Raw genomic sequence first — 16,419 nt, forward strand, 5'->3', positions numbered from 1 at the left:
TCTCCTGTGGGAGCCGGCCTTGCCGGCGATAGGCCAACACCTCAATCGCGCAGGCTGATCACCGGCCAGCCGCGTTTCTCGGCTTCGGCGCGCAGGTTCGGGTCCGGGTCGACCGCCACCGGGTTGGCCACCTGCTCCAGCAGCGGCAGGTCATTCATCGAGTCGCTATAGAAGAAGCTGCCTTCCAGGTTGAAGCCGTTCTCTTCCAGCCAACGGTTCAGGCGCGTCACCTTGCCTTCACGGAAGCACGGTATATCGGTACTGCGCCCGGTATAACGGCCATCCACCAGCTCACACTCGGTCGCCAGCAGGGTTTCGACGTCCAGGCGCTTGGCAATCGGTGCGGTGATGAAGCGGTTGGTCGCGGTGATGATCACCAGCTTGTCGCCAGCATCACGATGCTGCTTCAACAGGGTCAGGGCCTTGGGCAGGATGATCGGCTCGACGCAGTCGCGCATGAACTCGCGATGCCATTCGTCGAGTTGGGCCATCTCGGTGCTGGCGAGGATCTCCAGGCTGAAGTTCAGGTAGGCCGCCAGGTCCAGCTTGCCGGCCAGGTAATCCTGATAGAACGCGTCATTGCGGTTCTGGTACTCGACCGGGTCGAGGATGCCGCGGGCACACAGGTAGTCGCCCCAGGCATGGTCGCTGTCGCCGCCGAGGAGGGTATTGTCCAGATCGAATAAAGCCAGGCGCATTGAAGTCACTCGCATAACATCTGAAAAGGCCCACAGAATACGGACTTTTAACATCGGTGCACATAAGGTCGGCCGGCGCGTTGCTGGCGTTGCAAGCTTTGTGGAACAATGCGACGACATGCGTTTGCGAGGTTGCTGCCGTGATCGACCCCGATGGTTTTCGCCCCAATGTCGGGATCATTCTGACGAATGATGCCGGGCAGGTGCTATGGGCTCGGCGTATCAACCAGGATGCCTGGCAATTTCCCCAGGGCGGAATCAACCCCGAGGAAACGCCAGAAGACGCCCTGTATCGCGAGCTGAACGAAGAAGTAGGCCTGGAGCGGCAGGATGTTGAAATTCTTGCCTGCACCCGTGGCTGGTTGCGTTATCGTTTACCCCAACGTCTGGTCCGTACCCACAGCCAACCGCTGTGCATCGGCCAGAAACAGAAGTGGTTCCTGCTGCGCCTGGTCTCCAACGAGCAGCGGGTGCGCATGGACCTGACCGGCAAACCGGAGTTCGACGGCTGGCGCTGGGTCAGCTATTGGTATCCGCTGGGCCAGGTGGTGACATTCAAGCGCGAGGTTTACCGCCGCGCTCTCAAAGAGCTTGCCCCGCGCCTGCTGGCGCGCGACTGACGACGGAGTTCGACCCCGAGCCATGCTCAATACGCTGCGCAAGATCGTCCAGGAAGTTAACTCCGCCAAGGATCTCAAGACGGCGTTGGGGATCATTGTCTTGCGCGTCAAAGAGGCCATGGGCAGCCAGGTCTGTTCGGTCTACCTGCTCGACCCGGAAAGCAACCGCTTCGTATTGATGGCCACCGAGGGCCTGAACAAGCGCTCCATCGGCAAGGTCAGCATGGCGCCCAACGAAGGCCTGGTCGGCCTGGTGGGCACCCGGGAAGAGCCGCTGAACCTGGAACACGCCGCCGACCACCCGCGCTACCGCTACTTTGCCGAAACCGGCGAGGAGCGTTTCGCCTCCTTCCTCGGCGCCCCGATCATTCACCACCGCCGCGTCGTCGGCGTGTTGGTCATCCAGCAAAAAGAACGTCGGCAGTTCGACGAAGGCGAAGAAGCCTTCCTGGTCACCATGAGTGCGCAGCTGGCCGGGGTTATCGCCCATGCCGAGGCCACCGGCTCGATTCGCGGCCTGGGCCGCCAGGGCAAGGGCATCCAGGAAGCCAAGTTCGTCGGTGTACCGGGCTCGCCGGGCGCTGCGGTGGGCAAGGCGGTGGTCATGCTGCCGCCGGCCGACCTGGACGTGGTGCCGGACAAGACCATCAGCGATGTCGACGCCGAGCTGCAACTGTTCAATACCGCTTTGGAAGGGGTGCGCAGCGACATGCGCACCTTGTCGGACAAGCTGGCCACGCAACTGCGCCCGGAAGAGCGCGCACTGTTCGACGTGTACCTGATGATGCTCGACGACGCTGCCCTGGGCGGTGAAGTGGCCGAGGTGATCAAGACCGGCCAGTGGGCCCAGGGTGCCTTGCGCCAGGTGGTCGGCGAGCACGTCAACCGTTTTGAACTGATGGACGACGCCTACCTGCGCGAGCGTGCTTCCGACGTCAAGGACCTCGGCCGGCGTCTGCTGGCCTACCTGCAGGAAGAGCGTCAGCAGTCCCTGGTCTACCCCGACAACACCATCCTGATCAGCGAAGAGCTGACCCCGGCCATGCTCGGCGAAGTGCCGGAAGGCAAACTGGTGGGGCTGGTCTCGGTACTCGGTTCGGGCAACTCGCACGTCGCGATCCTGGCTCGCGCCATGGGCATCCCGACGGTGATGGGCCTGGTCGACCTGCCGTACTCGAAGGTCGACGGCATCGGCATGATCGTCGATGGCTACAAGGGCGAGGTCTACACCAACCCCAGCGACGTGTTGTGCAAGCAGTACGCCGAGGTGGTCGAAGAGGAGCGCCAACTGGCCCAGGGCCTCGATGCGCTGCGCGAGCTGCCGTGCATTACCCCGGACGGCCACCGCATGCCGTTGTGGGTGAACACCGGCCTGCTGGCCGATGTGGCGCGTGCGCAGCAGCGCGGCGCCGAGGGTGTCGGCCTGTACCGCACCGAAGTCCCGTTCATGATCAACCAACGCTTCCCGAGCGAGAAGGAGCAGTTGGCGATCTACCGCGAGCAGTTGGCGGCGTTCCATCCCTTGCCGGTGACCATGCGCAGCCTGGACATCGGTGGCGACAAGTCCTTGTCGTACTTTCCGATCAAGGAAGACAACCCGTTCCTCGGCTGGCGCGGTATCCGCGTGACCCTCGACCACCCGGAAATCTTCCTGGTGCAGACCCGCGCGATGCTCAAGGCCAGCGAAGGGCTGAACAACCTGCGCATCCTGCTGCCGATGATTTCCGGCATTCACGAGCTGGAAGAAGCGTTGCACCTGATCCACCGGGCCTGGGGCGAGGTGCGCGACGAGGGCACCGACGTGCCGATGCCGCCGGTGGGGGTGATGGTCGAGATTCCGGCCGCGGTGTACCAGACCAAGGAACTGGCGCGGCAGGTGGACTTCCTCTCGGTGGGCTCCAACGACCTGACCCAGTACCTGCTGGCGGTCGACCGCAACAACCCACGGGTGGCCGACCTGTATGACTACCTGCACCCGGCTGTATTGCAGGCGTTGCAGCATGTGGTGACGGCGGCGCATGCCGAGGGCAAGCCGGTGAGTATCTGCGGCGAGATGGCCGGTGACCCGGCAGCGGCGGTGCTGTTGATGGCGATGGGCTTTGACAGCTTGTCGATGAACGCCACCAACTTGCCGAAAGTGAAGTGGATGTTGCGCCAGGTTGGCCTGGGCAAGGCCAAGGAGCTGCTGGCGCAGGCCATGAGCATTGATAACCCGCAAGTTATCCACAGCTCGTTGCAACTGGCCCTGAAGAACCTGGGGCTGGCGCGGATGATCGGCCCGGGGTCGTCCAAGACCGCGTAGCCGGCCTTGCACCATTTTTGTAGCCGCTGCCGACAGGCTGCGCTGGAGCCCGTGAGGGCTCCCAAAGGCGACGCCTGCTGTGCAGGCGAGCGCAGCCTTGCTCCGCTCAGACCTGCAGATCCACCTCACCCAAGTGACCGCCAAACGGCCCGAAGCTGCGTTCGACCAGGCGCCGCCGGCCATCCGCCGCGACAATCAGCACGGTACTCGCCCTCGTCCCATAGCTCTGGCTGGCGATGAACACACTCGACAGCAGCCGCTCGGTCGCCAGCCCCACGCCGGTCTCCGGCAGCTCGCTTTCCAGCGCCTGGGTGCTGTCCCCGAGCAGTTCCAGCAAATGTGCCGGCTGCGGGTCGCCGAGCAACGCCTGCAACCCGGCCCGCGCCTTGACCAGTTTCGGCCAGGGCGTATCCAGCCCGGCATTCGACAGGCCGTACACCCCAGGTGTGAGCAACTGCGCCGTCCCGGCACGGGCATTCAGATACCCCAATTGCTGCAAGTCGCCGACCAGCAGGTTGAACCCCGAATACTGGTGGCGGCGGCTCATGACCTCTTCCAGGTAGGCATCAACCCCCAGCTCACCGCGCAGGAACCCCGCCACCAGCTCACCGCGCGAACGCGGCCCGAGGGCCTGCTGCGGGTCACGGATATTGGTCAGCGCCGCAAAGCGCCCACCCGGGCCGACGCCCAGCCAGGTGCCGCCCGCCTCCAAGTCACGCCCGGCATACACCCCCGGCGCATCGTCCCAGGGCCCCAGCGCCTGGCTGGGGCGGGCATGGAATTCATCGCGGTTGGCCGCAACGATCAGCGGCCGGGCTTGCCCCGGCTGCCAGGCAAATACGATCAGGCACATAGGTTGACCCCCTGTGTTTTTGCCCACTGTACCGGGACTGTCGTCACCTATCTATCGACTAAACGTGTCTTCACTAGAGCCGCAGGCCCACCTTCCGTTACCATGCCAGACTGAATTTTCGGGGGCGACAATGGAATTCGTGCTCTATCTGCTGCTAGGCGCCTGTGCAGGCGTGCTGGCCGGGCTGTTCGGCGTGGGTGGCGGGATCATCATCGTGCCGGTGCTGGTGTTCAGCTTCACCTTGCAGGGTTTCGATCCGTCGGTGCTGACCCACCTGGCCGTCGGCACGTCGCTGGCAACCATCGTGTTCACCTCGATCAATGCCATCCGCGAGCACCATCGCAAAGGCGCGGTGCAGTGGCCGATCTTTGTCTGGATGACCGTCGGTATCCTCATCGGCGCCGGCATCGGGGCCAAGACCGCCTCGCTGATCCAGGGCCCGTACCTGCAGAAGATCATCGGCGTGTTCGCCCTGATCATTGCCGCGCAGATGGCCATGGACCTCAAGCCCAAGGCCAGTCGCGGCATCCCCGGCAAAGGCGGGCTGACCGCTGCCGGCAGCGTGATTGGCTGGGCCTCGGCAATTTTCGGCATTGGCGGCGGCTCGCTGACCGTGCCGTTCCTGACCTGGCGCAGCCTGCCAATGCAGCAGGCCGTGGCGACCTCGTCGGCCTGTGGTTTCCCGATTGCCGTGGCCAGCGCCCTGAGCTTCATGGTGCTGGGCTGGCACGACCCGCTGTTGCCCGCGCACAGCGTCGGTTTCGTGTATTTACCCGCGCTGCTGGGGATCGCCCTCACCAGCATGTTTTTCGCCCGCTACGGCGCGCGCCTGGCGCATAAATTGTCGCCACGTTTGCTTAAACGGCTGTTCGCCGCACTGCTGTTCTGTGTCGGCCTGAGCTTTTTGCTTTAACGAGAAGGAGTCACCATGCTGCCTTACCCGCAGATCGATCCCGTGGCCTTGGCCATCGGGCCGCTGAAAATCCACTGGTACGGCTTGATGTACCTGGTCGGCATCGGCGGCGCCTGGCTGCTGGCCTCGCGTCGGCTGAACCGCTTCGACGCCACCTGGAGCCGTGAAAAACTCTCGGACCTGGTGTTCTGGCTGTCCATGGGCGTGATCGTCGGCGGGCGCCTGGGCTACGTATTGTTCTACGACCTGAGTGCCTACCTGGCCAACCCGACGCTGATCCTTGAAGTGTGGAAGGGCGGCATGTCGTTCCACGGCGGCTTTATCGGGGTGATGTTGGCGGCCGTGTGGTTCGGCAAGCGCAACAACAAGACGTTCTTCGAGCTGATGGACTTCATCGCGCCGATGGTGCCGATTGGCCTGGGCGCCGGGCGTATCGGCAACTTCATCAACGCCGAGCTGTGGGGCAAGGCTACCGACGTGCCATGGGCGATGGTGTTCCCCACCGACCCGGCGCAACTGGCACGCCATCCGTCGCAGCTTTATCAGTTTGCGTTGGAAGGTGTGGCGCTGTTCCTTATCCTTTGGCTGTACTCGCGCAAGCCACGGCCAACCATGGCGGTGTCCGGGATGTTTGCCCTGTTCTACGGGATCTTCCGCTTCATCGTCGAATTCGTCCGCGTGCCGGACGCCCAGCTGGGCTATATCGCCTTCGGCTGGCTGACCATGGGTCAATTGCTGTGCGTGCCGATGATCCTCGGTGGTATCGGCTTGATCTGGTGGGCCTACAACCGTACACCGACGGCCAAGGCCGCCGTTTGATTTTCCACGGCAGGGGCGATCCCCCTGCCGTCTTTGTTACAGGTAAGCCATGAAACAGTATCTAGATCTGGTCCGTGACGTCATCGACAACGGCACCCTGCAAAGCAACCGTACCGGCGTGCGCACCATCAGCCTGCCGGGCGCGATGCTGCGCTTCGACCTGCAGAAGGGCTTCCCGGCCATCACCACGCGGCGCCTGGCGTTCAAGTCGGCGATTGGCGAGATGGTCGGCTTCCTGCGCGGCGTGAAGAACGCTGGCGAGTTCCGCGAGCTGGGCTGCAAGGTCTGGGACCAGAACGCCAACGAAAACGCCCAGTGGCTGGCCAACCCGTTCCGCCAGGGGCATGACGACCTGGGCGAGATCTACGGCGTGCAATGGCGCCAGTGGCCGGCCTACAAGCGTGTTCCGCTGAGCAACCCGGCGGCCATCGAGCTGGCGCAGAGCCAGGGTTTCCAGAAGATTGCCGAGTCTGAAGAAGACGGCGAAGCCTTCGTGGTGCTGTACAAGGCCATCGACCAGATTCGCCAGTGCATCGACACCATCCACAACGACCCGGGCAGCCGGCGCATCCTGTTCCACGGCTGGAACTGTGCCCAGCTGGACGAGATGGCGTTGCCGCCGTGCCATTTGCTGTACCAGTTCCACCCGAATGTCGAGACCAAGGAAATCTCCCTGACGCTCTACATCCGCTCCAACGACCTGGGCCTGGGCACGCCGTTCAACCTTACCGAAGGCGCGGCGCTGCTGTCGCTGATGGGCCGCCTGACCGGCTACACGCCGCGCTGGTTCACCTATTTCATCGGTGATGCGCACGTCTACGAGAACCACCTGGACATGCTCAACGAACAGCTCAAGCGCGAGCCTTTGGCGGCGCCGAAGCTGGTGATTTCCGAGCGTGTGCCGGAGTTTGCCAAGACCGGCGTGTACGAGCCGGAGTGGCTGGAGAAGATCGAGCCGAGCGACTTCAGCCTGGAAGGCTACGAGCACCATGCGCCGATGACGGCGCCAATGGCGGTGTAAGCCTTGCCTGAACCTGTGGGCGCCAGCCTTGCCGGCGCCCTCAGGTCCAGCTCTGCCATGGCTCAATGCCCATGGCTTCTGCCCACATGGGAATGCTCTGCCTCCGGGGCCGTTACCGCCCCGTTCACCTCAAGATGCTGCAAGATCGAGCACTGCGCCTCCTTGGCATGACAGTGCTGGCGCAGCTCTATCAGCTGGTTCTGCAAGGCCATCAGGCCGTCGATTCTCGCCTTCACATGGCAGATGTGCTCATCGATCAGCGCATTCACGCTTTCGCACTGGTCTTCCGGGCCATCGCGCAGGCGCAGCAGGCTGCGAATCTCCTCCAACGTCATGTCCAGGGTGCGGCAGTTGCGGATGAACGTCAGCCGCTCGACATGCGCCTGGGTGTACAGCCGGTAGTTGCCATCGCTGCGCGCAGGCTCTGGCAGCAGGCTTTCACGCTCGTAATAACGGATGGTCTCCACCGCACAGTCGGTGGCTTTGGCCAGTTCGCCGATTTTCATTGCAAGAATCCTCGGGGGAATGCTTGACCCTATAGTGGCTACAGGGTGTTCACTTGGCAACAGGACCTATACGGATGAAGCTCATGAACCAGCCTGTCAGCCTCGACCACGCAAAATCGCGGCATGATCACGACCATAACCATGGTGATCATGACCATGCGGCCCACGACCACGCCGACCATGACCATGCAGGGCATGATCACAGCCATGCCGGCCACGACCATGCCGCTCATGATCATGCGCCGCATGCACCTGCCCAGCATAGCCATTGCTGCTCGGGCGCCGAAGCGCCGTCGCTGGTGCAGCTGCGTGACAGCACCAGCAGCCATGCGCGGCTGAGCCGTTTTCGCATCGAGGCCATGGACTGCCCAACCGAACAGACGCTGATCCAGAACATGCTGGGCAAGCTCGACGGCGTCGAGCAACTGGAATTCAACCTGATCAACCGCGTGCTGGGCGTGCGCCATACCCTCGCCGACACCCAGGGCATCGTCAAGGCCATTGCCGCACTGGGCATGCAGGCCGAACCGCTGGAGGCTGACGCCGATGGCAACACCGCAGCCCCGGCCCCGGTGAAGAAACCCTGGTGGCCATTGGCGCTGTCCGGTGTGGCGGCACTGGCATCGGAAGTGATCCACTTCACCAACGCCGCGCCGAACTGGGTGGTGGCGGTGGTCGCCCTGGTGGCGATCCTCAGTGGTGGCCTGGGTACCTACAAGAAGGGCTGGATCGCCCTGAAGAACCGCAACCTCAACATCAACGCGCTGATGAGCATCGCCGTGACTGGTGCCGTGCTGATCGGCCAGTGGCCGGAAGCGGCCATGGTGATGTTCCTGTTCACCCTGGCCGAGCTGATCGAAGCGCGCTCGCTGGACCGTGCGCGCAACGCCATTGGCGGGCTGATGCAACTGACCCCCGACCGCGCCACCGTGCAGCAGGCCGATGGCCAGTGGCTGGCGATGGACGTCAAGCAGGTCGCCCTGGGCGCCGTGGTGCGGGTCAAGCCGGGCGAACGGATCGGCCTGGACGGCGAAGTGCTGTCGGGCCAGTCGACCATCGACCAGGCGCCGATTACCGGTGAGAGCCTGCCGGTGGACAAGGGGCCGGGCGACAAGGTCTTCGCCGGTACCATCAACCAGGCTGGTGCGCTGGAGTACCGGGTGACGGCAGCGGCGGGGCAATCGACCCTGGCGCGGATCATCCATGCCGTGGAGCAGGCGCAAGGCGCACGGGCACCGACCCAGCGCTTCGTTGATCAGTTCTCGCGCATCTACACCCCGGCGGTGTTTGCCTTCGCCCTGGCGGTTGCAGTGATTCCGCCGCTGTTCGCGGGTGGTGTGTGGTTCGACTGGATCTACCGTGCACTGGTGCTGCTGGTGGTGGCGTGCCCATGTGCACTGGTGATCTCGACGCCGGTAACCATTGTCAGCGGCCTGGCGGCTGCGGCGCGCAAAGGCATCCTGATCAAAGGTGGGGTGTACCTGGAAGGTGGCCGCAAGCTGGACTTCCTGGCGTTCGACAAGACCGGGACCATTACCCATGGCAAGCCGGTACAAACCGATTTCGACCTGCTTGAGCCGTTGTTCAAGGACCGCGCGCAGCGTATCGCCGCGAGCCTGGCCGGGCGCTCCGATCACCCGGTATCGCTGGCGATTGCCCGCAAGGCCGGCGAGCAGGGTGTTGCCCTGGCTGAAGTTGCCGAGTTCAAGGCCCTGACCGGCCGCGGCGTGAGTGGCGAAGTGGATGGCCAGCTGTATCACCTGGGCAACCATCGCCTGGTCGAAGAACTGGGTCTGTGCTCGCCGCAGTTGGAAGCCAGGCTCGACATGCTCGAGCGTCAGGGCAAGACCGTGGTGCTGCTGCTTGATCGTTCCGGCCCGCTGGCGCTGTTCGCGGTGGCAGACACGGTCAAGGAGAGCAGCCGCGAGGCAATCGCCCAGTTGCATGAACTGGGTATCAAGACCGTCATGCTGACCGGTGATAATCCGCACACCGCCGAGGCCATTGCCCGTCAGGTGGGGATCGATGAAGCACGCGGCAACCTGTTGCCGGCAGACAAACTGGAAGCCATCGAGACGCTGTACGGCAAGGGCCACCGCGTCGGCATGGTCGGCGACGGGATCAACGACGCACCGGCGCTGGCGCGTGCCGAGATCGGTTTCGCCATGGCGGCGGCCGGTACCGACACAGCCATCGAGACGGCGGACGTGGCCTTGATGGATGACGACTTGCGCAAAATCCCCGCGTTCGTCAGGCTTTCGCGGCAGAGCGCAGCGATTCTGACGCAGAACATTGTCCTGGCGTTGGGGATCAAGGCGATCTTCCTGGCCATGACCTTTGCTGGCACGGCCACCATGTGGATGGCGGTGTTTGCCGATATGGGCGTGAGCTTGCTGGTGGTGTTCAACGGCTTGCGCCTGCTGAGAAAGTAAGAGGATGTATGCTGAGTTCCGAGTTGAAAGCGTTCTACATGGTGGCCCGTCTGGGCAGCATTACCTTGGCGGCGAAGAAACTCGGGCTCAGTCAACCGACGGTGACCACGCAAATCCGCAACCTGGAGAGCCAGTATGGTGTGGAGCTGTTCTTTCGCGGCGGGCGCCGGCTGACCTTGAGCGACGATGGCCTGCGCCTGTTGCCGATGGTCAAGGAGCTGATGCAGCGCGAGGCGGACATCGAGTTTTTCCTGCGCAACAGTGGGCAGGCGCAGGGCACCTTGCGCATCGCCGCCACGGCGCCGTACTACATCCTGGACCTGGTGAAGATCTTCCGCGAGCGCTTGCCGCAGGTGGAGGTGTCGGTGGAGATCGGCAATTCGCAGCAGGTGCTGGAGTTGCTCGAGGATTACCGGGTGGACGTCGCGGCCTCCTCGCAGTTGCTTGAGGATGCGCGGCTGGTGCGGCGGGTGCTGGGGATTGATCCGCTGGTGGTGGCGGTGCACCGCAATCATCCGTTGGCCACACGCGAATCGGTGCCGTGGGCGGCGCTGGCCGGGCATTGCCTGCTAATGCGCGAGCAGGGCTCGACCACGCGCAAGCTGACCGAGCAGATGTTGGCGGAGGCGGGTGTGAAGGTGGGGGCGCTGCTGGAGATTGGCAGCCGCGAGTCGATCCGTGAGGCGGTGCTGCGCAACATCGGCATCAGCATCATTGCCCGCCATGAAGTGCCGCATAACCCGGAATTGCGGGTGCTCACGCTGGAAGGCGCGCCGATGATGCATGAATACCTGTATTGCCTGAAGGAGCGTCGTCAGGCGCGGTTGCCGGCGGCGTTCCTCGGTTTGGCGCAGGAAGTGGCGGCGCTGGATCCCTAACCCCTTGCCTTGAACACCGCTACCTTGTAGCCGCTGCCGTGAGGCTGCGCTCGCCTGCAAAGCAGGCGCCGCCTTTGGGAGCCCTCAAGGACCCCAGCGCAGCCTGACGGCAGCGGCTACAAAAAGTTGTGCAAGACAGTTACTCCCACAAGGGGGCTTTGATACTTCCCAAAATCTGCCTATACCACTATCGGCAGCTTTTGCCTCACCGCCACAGAACCTTCGCATTGCCCCCCTAGCATGGCCCTCATTCGTTCGGTGAGGTCCTGTCATGAACAACACGCTCGCAAACCCTGGCGCACAGATGAAAGTGCGCGGCATCCACAAGCGCTTCGGCGCTTTCACCGCCCTGCACGACGTCTCCCTCGACGTCGCCGCCGGTGAACTGGTCTGCCTGCTCGGCCCCTCCGGCTGCGGCAAGACCACGCTGCTGCGCTGCATCGCCGGCCTCGAACGCCAGGACCGTGGCGAGCTGTACATCGGCGAGCGCGACATCTCGCAGCTGCCGCCCCAGGCCCGTGACTACGGCATCCTGTTCCAGTCCTACGCGTTGTTCCCCAACCTCAGCGTCGAAGCCAACATCGCCTACGGCCTGGCCGGCAACGGCCGTGACGAAGTGCGCCAGCGCGTCGGGCAGATGCTCGAACTGGTCGGCCTCAAGGGCAGCGAAAAGAAATACCCCGGCCAGCTCTCCGGCGGCCAGCAACAACGCGTAGCCCTGGCCCGCGCCCTGGCCCCGGCGCCGTCGCTGCTGCTGCTCGATGAGCCGATGTCGGCCCTCGACGCCCGCGTTCGCGAACACCTGTGCAGCGAGCTGCGCCAGCTGCAACGCCAGCTCGGCATCACCACGCTGATGGTGACCCACAACCAGGACGAAGCCATGCTGATGGCCGACCGCATCGCCGTGATGAACAACGGCCAGGTCGAGCAGTACGCCACCCCGCAGGAAATCTACGACAAGCCGGCCACCCCGTTCGTCGCCGAGTTCGTTGGCCAGGGCAACTGGCTGCCGTTCCAGCGCAGCAGTGACAGCCACGCCCAGGTCGGCGCGATGAACATGCGCCTGGCCCCCGGCACTGCCCACGCCAGCAGCGGCCGGTTGTTCTGCCGTCCGGAAGCGATCAGCGTCAACCCGCCGGTGCATGAAGAGAACCTGTTCCCGGCCCGCGTGCGGGAGATCACCTTCCTCGGCAACCGCTGCCGCATGAGTTTTGAACTCAATGAGCTGCCGGGCCACGCGCTGCTCGCCGAAGTCGGCCCGCAAGACATGCCGCGCCTCGGCTCGCAGGACATCTGGGTGGCCCTGCCGCCGCGCAGCCTGCAGGTGTTTGCCTGAGATGGCCGCCCCAATGACCCTGCCGATCGCGCACGCGAAGGCACACAACACTGCACGGGTCTCGCTGGGCGACCGGCTGTTCGTGGTAGGCGGCAAATGGCTGTTGCTGCTGTTGCTGACGGTGGCAGTACTGCTGCCGCTGCTGGCGATCTTCTGGCGCGGCTTCAGTAGCGAAGCCGGGCAGGGCGGTGGCCTGGTGGCTGCACGTGAGCTGTTCGCCAGTGCCAACTTCCACTGGCTGGTGGGCAACAGCCTCAAGGTCTCGCTGAGCGTCGCGGCCATCGTCGTGCCCACGGCCTACCTGTTCGCCTATGCGCTGCAACGCACGCTGATCCCCGGCAAACGCATCTGGCGCGGCATCTCGCTGCTGCCGCTGCTGGCGCCGTCGATGCTGCCGGCCATCGCGCTGGTCTACCTGTTCGGCAACCAGGGCCTGCTGCGCGGGCTGCTCAGCGACAACATCTACGGCTTCTGGGGCATCGTCCTCGGTGAAGCCATCTACACCTTCCCGCATGCGCTGATGATCCTGCTCTCGGCCCTGTCGCTGGCCGATGCCCGGCTGTTCGATGCGGCCTCAAGCATGGGTGCCGGCCCTTGGCGGGCATTCCACAGCATTACCTGGCCGGCGACGCGCCAGGCGGTGTTCGCCGCGTTCTGCCTGGTGTTCACCCTGACCATCACCGATTTCGGTGTGCCGGTGGTCGTCGGTGGCGATTACCAGGTGCTGGCGCTGGAGGCCTACAAGGCGGTGGTCGGCCAGCAACAGTTCGGCCGTGGTGCCTTGATCGGCATGGTGCTGCTGTTGCCGGCACTGCTCAGTTTCGGGGTCGATGCCTGGCTGCGTCGCCGTCAGGGCGAGGCCATGAGCGGGCGTGCCCAGGTGTTCGAGCCGGCGGCGTCGCGACGTCGGGATGCCTGCTTCCTGGCCATCGTGCTGCTGGTCTGCGCGATCCTGTTGCTGGTGGTGGGCATGGCGGTGTACTCGTCGCTGGTGAAGTTCTGGCCGTACAACCTGTCGCTGTCGCTCAAGCACTACCAGTTCGACGAAACCGCCGGTGGCGGCTGGCTGGCCTACCGCAACAGCTTGAGCATGGCGTTTGGCACCGCCTTGATCGGCAGCGTGGTGATCTTCACCGGCGCCTACCTGATGGAGAAGACCAGCGGCCAGAAAACCCTGAACCTGGTGCTGCGCATGCTCAGTTTCGTGCCGATGGCGGTGCCGGGGCTGGTATTGGGCCTGGGCTATGTCTTCTTCTTCAACCTCAACGGCAACCCGCTGCATGTGTTCTACGGAACCATGACGCTGCTGGTGGTGTGCACCATCGCCCACTACCTGACCACCGCGCAGATGACCGCGACCACCGCCCTGCGCCAGCTCGACGGCGAGTTCGAAGCCGCCGCGCTGTCGCTCAAGGCGCCGCTGTACCGGCACTTCATGCGCGTCACCGTACCGATCTGCCTGCCGGCACTGCTGGACATCGTGCGCTACCTGTTCGTCTCGGCGATGACCACGGTGTCGGCGGCGATCTTCCTGTACAGCCCCGACACCATCCTGGCGGCCGTCTCCGTGTTGAACATGGATGACGCCGGCAACGTCGGCGGCGCGGCCGCCATGTCGACCCTGATCCTGCTGACCAGCGCCACGGTGTCCCTGCTGCTGGCCTGGGCCTCGCGTGGGCTGTTGCAACGTTCCCAGGCCTGGCGCCAGCGCGCGCCCGGCCAGTGATTGCCCCTCCCAACCCTCGTACCGTTCAAAGGAACCGCATCATGTTCAAGCCACTTGCTCTTGCCGCTGCCGTCCTCTCTGCCTTCAGCCTGCAAGCCATGGCCGCGCAGACCTCGCTGACGGTCTACACCGCCCTCGAAGCCGAACAGCTGAAGAGCTACAAGCAGGCCTTCGAGAAGGCCAACCCGGACATCGAGATCAAATGGGTACGCGACTCCACCGGCATCATCACCGCCAAGCTGCTGGCCGAGAAAGACCGTCCGCAGGCGGATGCGGTATGGGGCCTGGCGGCGTCCAGCCTGGCGATCCTCGACCAGCAGGGCATGCTGCAAAGCTATGCACCGAAGGACCTGGGCAAGATCGGCGCGAACTACCGCGACGCGGCCAACCCGCCAGCCTGGGTGGGCATGGACGTGTGGGCGGCGACCATCTGCTTCAACACCATCGAGGCCGAGAAGCAGGGCCTGACCAAGCCGGTGAGCTGGCAGGACCTGACCAAGCCTGAGTACAAGGGCAAGATCGTCATGCCCAACCCGGCGTCCTCGGGCACCGGCTTCCTCGACGTGAGCGCCTGGTTGCAAACCTTTGGCGAGAAGCAGGGCTGGGCGTACATGGATGCCTTGCACCAGAACATCGGCCAGTACGTTCACTCCGGTTCCAAGCCGTGCAAGCTGGCGGCGGCGGGCGAGTTCCCGATTGGCATCTCGTTCGAATACCCGGCCGTGCAGCTCAAGCGCCAGGGCGCGCCGCTGGACATCGTGCTGCCGAAGGAAGGCCTGGGCTGGGAAATCGAAGCCACGGCCGTGATCAAGGGTAGCGAGCATGAAGAAGCGGCCAAGCGCTTGGCTGACTTCTCGGCCAGCCCGGCGGCGATGGAGCTGTACAAGGAAAACTTCGCCGTGCTGGCCCAGCCGGGCATCGCCAAGCCGCAGACCGAACTGCCGGCGGACTACGAGCAACGGCTGATCAAGAACGACTTCAGCTGGGCGTCGAAGAACCGCGACAGCATCCTGGCCGAATGGCGCAAGCGCTATGACGGCAAGTCGGAGAAGGTGGCGCAGCAGTAACACCGCGTTGTCTTCATCGCCGGCAAGGCCGGCTCCCACAGGGATTGCCGTACACCTCGGCCCTGTGGGAGCTGGCCTTGCCAGCGATAGCTTCAACACCGACTTCAAGGATTTTCACCATGACCGATTTCCTCATCGTCGGCGCCGGCATCCTCGGCCTGTCCCATGCCTATGCCGCCGCCCGCCGTGGCTTGCGGGTGCGGGTGTTCGAGCGCAGCGCCACGCCGCTGGGCGCCTCGGTGCGCAACTTTGGCCAGGCGCTGGTCAGCGGCCAGCCACCGGGGCCGATGCTCGACCTGGCCAAGGCCAGCCGGGGTATCTGGGCCAACTGGTCGCAGCACGCGGGCTTCGCCCTGAAACGCAACGGCTCGCTACTGCTGGCGCGCACCGCGCTGGAGCAGGACCTGCTCGAAGCCTTCTGCGCCGAACGCGCCGTCGAGCACGGCTACAACGTCGAGCTGCTGCAAGGCGAAGCGCTCAACGCACTGTATGGCGGCCAGTTGCGCCACCACCGTGCGGCCCTGCACGGGCTGGACGATCAACAACTCTACTCACGCGAAGCGATCCCCGCGCTGGTGAACTACCTGCGCGACACGCTGGGCGTCGAGTTCCATTTTTCCACCCTGGTGCACGATATCGCGCCAGGTCGGGTGACCACCACGGCCGGCGTCTTCAGCGGCGAGCAGGTGGTGGTCTGCTCGGGGCACGACTACCAAACGCTGCTGGCCGAACCCATCGCCGCGCTGCAACCGCAGGTCTGCCGCTTGCAGATGCTGCGCGCCCGGCCGCTTTTCGCGCTGGACCTGCAGCATGCGTTGCTCACCGGCCTGAGCTGCCTGCACTACGGTGCCTACGCCGACCTGCCGCTGGCACAGGCCTTGCGCAGCCATGTCGAGGCGCACAGCCCGCACTTGCTGGAACACGGCATTCACCTGCTGATCAGCCCGACGCCGCATGGCGAGCTGATCATTGGCGATTCACATGCCTACGGCAGCGATGCCTCGCCGTTCAACGCCGAGCAGGTCGACACCTGGATGATCGAGCTGGCCGAGCAGGCGCTGGGCGGGCGTATCGAAGTGGTCGAGCGCTGGCAGGGCGTCTATGGTTCTGGCGGGCCGGGGCCGTTTTCGCTGTTGCAGGTGGCGCCGGGGATCAGCGCGGCGCTGATGCACAGCGGGGTCGGCATGAGTGTCGGGCCGGCGCTGGCTGAACGGCATGTCGCGCAATTGCTCAATGAAACCGTGTGAG

Annotated in this window: 14 protein-coding genes; 11 read left to right on the forward strand and 3 right to left on the reverse strand. The window is 64.4% G+C overall.

The genetic code is table 11. The features are described 5' to 3' along the window. Positions 1-41: 41 nt before the first annotated feature. Entirely contained in the window at positions 42-698 is a 657-nt protein-coding gene (locus tag M5G11_RS10025; protein ID WP_273909896.1) for a histidinol-phosphatase, read from the reverse strand. 140 nt (positions 699-838) lie between these two features. Here M5G11_RS10025 and M5G11_RS10030 point away from each other — a divergent pair, with 140 nt between their 5' ends. After that, complete coding sequence (locus M5G11_RS10030) at positions 839-1,318, forward strand: RNA pyrophosphohydrolase (RefSeq protein WP_273909897.1); 480 nt, start codon at positions 839-841, stop codon at positions 1,316-1,318. Between the two features lie 22 nt (positions 1,319-1,340). Next, the gene (gene ptsP / locus M5G11_RS10035) at positions 1,341-3,620 is read left to right on the forward strand and encodes a phosphoenolpyruvate--protein phosphotransferase (RefSeq protein ID WP_273909898.1); all 2,280 of its coding nucleotides are present in this window, start codon (positions 1,341-1,343) and stop codon (positions 3,618-3,620) included. Positions 3,621-3,726: 106 nt separating this feature from the next. Here ptsP and M5G11_RS10040 read toward each other — a convergent pair whose 3' ends face one another. After that, positions 3,727-4,473, reverse strand: coding sequence for an NRDE family protein (locus M5G11_RS10040; RefSeq protein ID WP_273909899.1), 747 nt, complete (start codon positions 4,471-4,473; stop codon positions 3,727-3,729). A gap of 130 nt (positions 4,474-4,603) precedes the next feature. Here M5G11_RS10040 and M5G11_RS10045 point away from each other — a divergent pair, with 130 nt between their 5' ends. Genes M5G11_RS10045 through M5G11_RS10055 form a run of 3 tightly spaced genes read left to right on the forward strand, consistent with a single transcriptional unit; the run spans position 4,604 to position 7,226 of the window. Next, positions 4,604-5,386 (forward strand): sulfite exporter TauE/SafE family protein, encoded by a 783-nt coding sequence (locus tag M5G11_RS10045; RefSeq protein WP_273909900.1) that lies wholly within the window; start codon positions 4,604-4,606, stop codon positions 5,384-5,386. Between the two features lie 15 nt (positions 5,387-5,401). After that, positions 5,402-6,205 (forward strand): prolipoprotein diacylglyceryl transferase, encoded by an 804-nt coding sequence (gene lgt / locus M5G11_RS10050; RefSeq protein ID WP_273909901.1) that lies wholly within the window; start codon positions 5,402-5,404, stop codon positions 6,203-6,205. Positions 6,206-6,254: 49 nt separating this feature from the next. Continuing rightward, positions 6,255-7,226, forward strand: a complete 972-nt coding sequence (locus tag M5G11_RS10055; protein WP_273909902.1) for a thymidylate synthase — start codon at positions 6,255-6,257, stop codon at positions 7,224-7,226. A 62-nt stretch (positions 7,227-7,288) separates the two neighbouring features. Here the strand turns inward: M5G11_RS10055 and cadR are convergent, their stop codons facing one another. Continuing rightward, positions 7,289-7,732 carry a Cd(II)/Pb(II)-responsive transcriptional regulator gene (gene cadR, locus M5G11_RS10060; RefSeq protein WP_273909903.1) on the reverse strand — a complete coding sequence of 148 codons (444 nt, stop codon included), beginning with the start codon at positions 7,730-7,732 and terminating at the stop codon, positions 7,289-7,291. 83 nt (positions 7,733-7,815) lie between these two features. Here cadR and M5G11_RS10065 point away from each other — a divergent pair, with 83 nt between their 5' ends. From M5G11_RS10065 to M5G11_RS10090, 6 genes are all read left to right on the forward strand, one after another. Further along, the gene (locus tag M5G11_RS10065) at positions 7,816-10,164 is read left to right on the forward strand and encodes a heavy metal translocating P-type ATPase (RefSeq protein WP_273909904.1); all 2,349 of its coding nucleotides are present in this window, start codon (positions 7,816-7,818) and stop codon (positions 10,162-10,164) included. Between the two features lie 8 nt (positions 10,165-10,172). Next, positions 10,173-11,042 carry a LysR family transcriptional regulator gene (locus M5G11_RS10070; RefSeq protein WP_273909905.1) on the forward strand — a complete coding sequence of 290 codons (870 nt, stop codon included), beginning with the start codon at positions 10,173-10,175 and terminating at the stop codon, positions 11,040-11,042. A 271-nt stretch (positions 11,043-11,313) separates the two neighbouring features. Further along, on the forward strand, positions 11,314-12,378 hold the full coding sequence (locus tag M5G11_RS10075; protein ID WP_273909906.1) for a putative 2-aminoethylphosphonate ABC transporter ATP-binding protein: 1,065 nt from the start codon (positions 11,314-11,316) through the stop codon (positions 12,376-12,378). A 1-nt stretch (position 12,379) separates the two neighbouring features. Further along, positions 12,380-14,104 (forward strand): putative 2-aminoethylphosphonate ABC transporter permease subunit, encoded by a 1,725-nt coding sequence (locus M5G11_RS10080; protein WP_420793793.1) that lies wholly within the window; start codon positions 12,380-12,382, stop codon positions 14,102-14,104. Between the two features lie 41 nt (positions 14,105-14,145). Next, the gene (locus M5G11_RS10085) at positions 14,146-15,171 is read left to right on the forward strand and encodes a putative 2-aminoethylphosphonate ABC transporter substrate-binding protein (protein WP_273909908.1); all 1,026 of its coding nucleotides are present in this window, start codon (positions 14,146-14,148) and stop codon (positions 15,169-15,171) included. 119 nt (positions 15,172-15,290) lie between these two features. Continuing rightward, on the forward strand, positions 15,291-16,418 hold the full coding sequence (locus M5G11_RS10090; RefSeq protein WP_273909909.1) for a TIGR03364 family FAD-dependent oxidoreductase: 1,128 nt from the start codon (positions 15,291-15,293) through the stop codon (positions 16,416-16,418). Position 16,419: the final 1 nt, after the last annotated feature.

This window comes from Pseudomonas fontis, assembly GCF_028656955.1.
Classification (GTDB): Bacteria; Pseudomonadota; Gammaproteobacteria; order Pseudomonadales; family Pseudomonadaceae; genus Aquipseudomonas; species Aquipseudomonas fontis.

Coding starts and splice junctions, on each gene's coding strand:
- M5G11_RS10025 (WP_273909896.1), bottom strand. CDS start 698: ATGCGCCTGGCTTTATTCGATCTGGACAATACCCTCCTCGGCGGCGAC.
- ptsP (WP_273909898.1), top strand. CDS start 1,341: ATGCTCAATACGCTGCGCAAGATCGTCCAGGAAGTTAACTCCGCCAAG.
- M5G11_RS10040 (WP_273909899.1), bottom strand. CDS start 4,473: ATGTGCCTGATCGTATTTGCCTGGCAGCCGGGGCAAGCCCGGCCGCTG.
- M5G11_RS10045 (WP_273909900.1), top strand. CDS start 4,604: ATGGAATTCGTGCTCTATCTGCTGCTAGGCGCCTGTGCAGGCGTGCTG.
- lgt (WP_273909901.1), top strand. CDS start 5,402: ATGCTGCCTTACCCGCAGATCGATCCCGTGGCCTTGGCCATCGGGCCG.
- M5G11_RS10055 (WP_273909902.1), top strand. CDS start 6,255: ATGAAACAGTATCTAGATCTGGTCCGTGACGTCATCGACAACGGCACC.
- cadR (WP_273909903.1), bottom strand. CDS start 7,732: ATGAAAATCGGCGAACTGGCCAAAGCCACCGACTGTGCGGTGGAGACC.
- M5G11_RS10065 (WP_273909904.1), top strand. CDS start 7,816: ATGAACCAGCCTGTCAGCCTCGACCACGCAAAATCGCGGCATGATCAC.
- M5G11_RS10070 (WP_273909905.1), top strand. CDS start 10,173: ATGCTGAGTTCCGAGTTGAAAGCGTTCTACATGGTGGCCCGTCTGGGC.
- M5G11_RS10075 (WP_273909906.1), top strand. CDS start 11,314: ATGAACAACACGCTCGCAAACCCTGGCGCACAGATGAAAGTGCGCGGC.
- M5G11_RS10080 (WP_420793793.1), top strand. CDS start 12,380: ATGGCCGCCCCAATGACCCTGCCGATCGCGCACGCGAAGGCACACAAC.
- M5G11_RS10085 (WP_273909908.1), top strand. CDS start 14,146: ATGTTCAAGCCACTTGCTCTTGCCGCTGCCGTCCTCTCTGCCTTCAGC.
- M5G11_RS10090 (WP_273909909.1), top strand. CDS start 15,291: ATGACCGATTTCCTCATCGTCGGCGCCGGCATCCTCGGCCTGTCCCAT.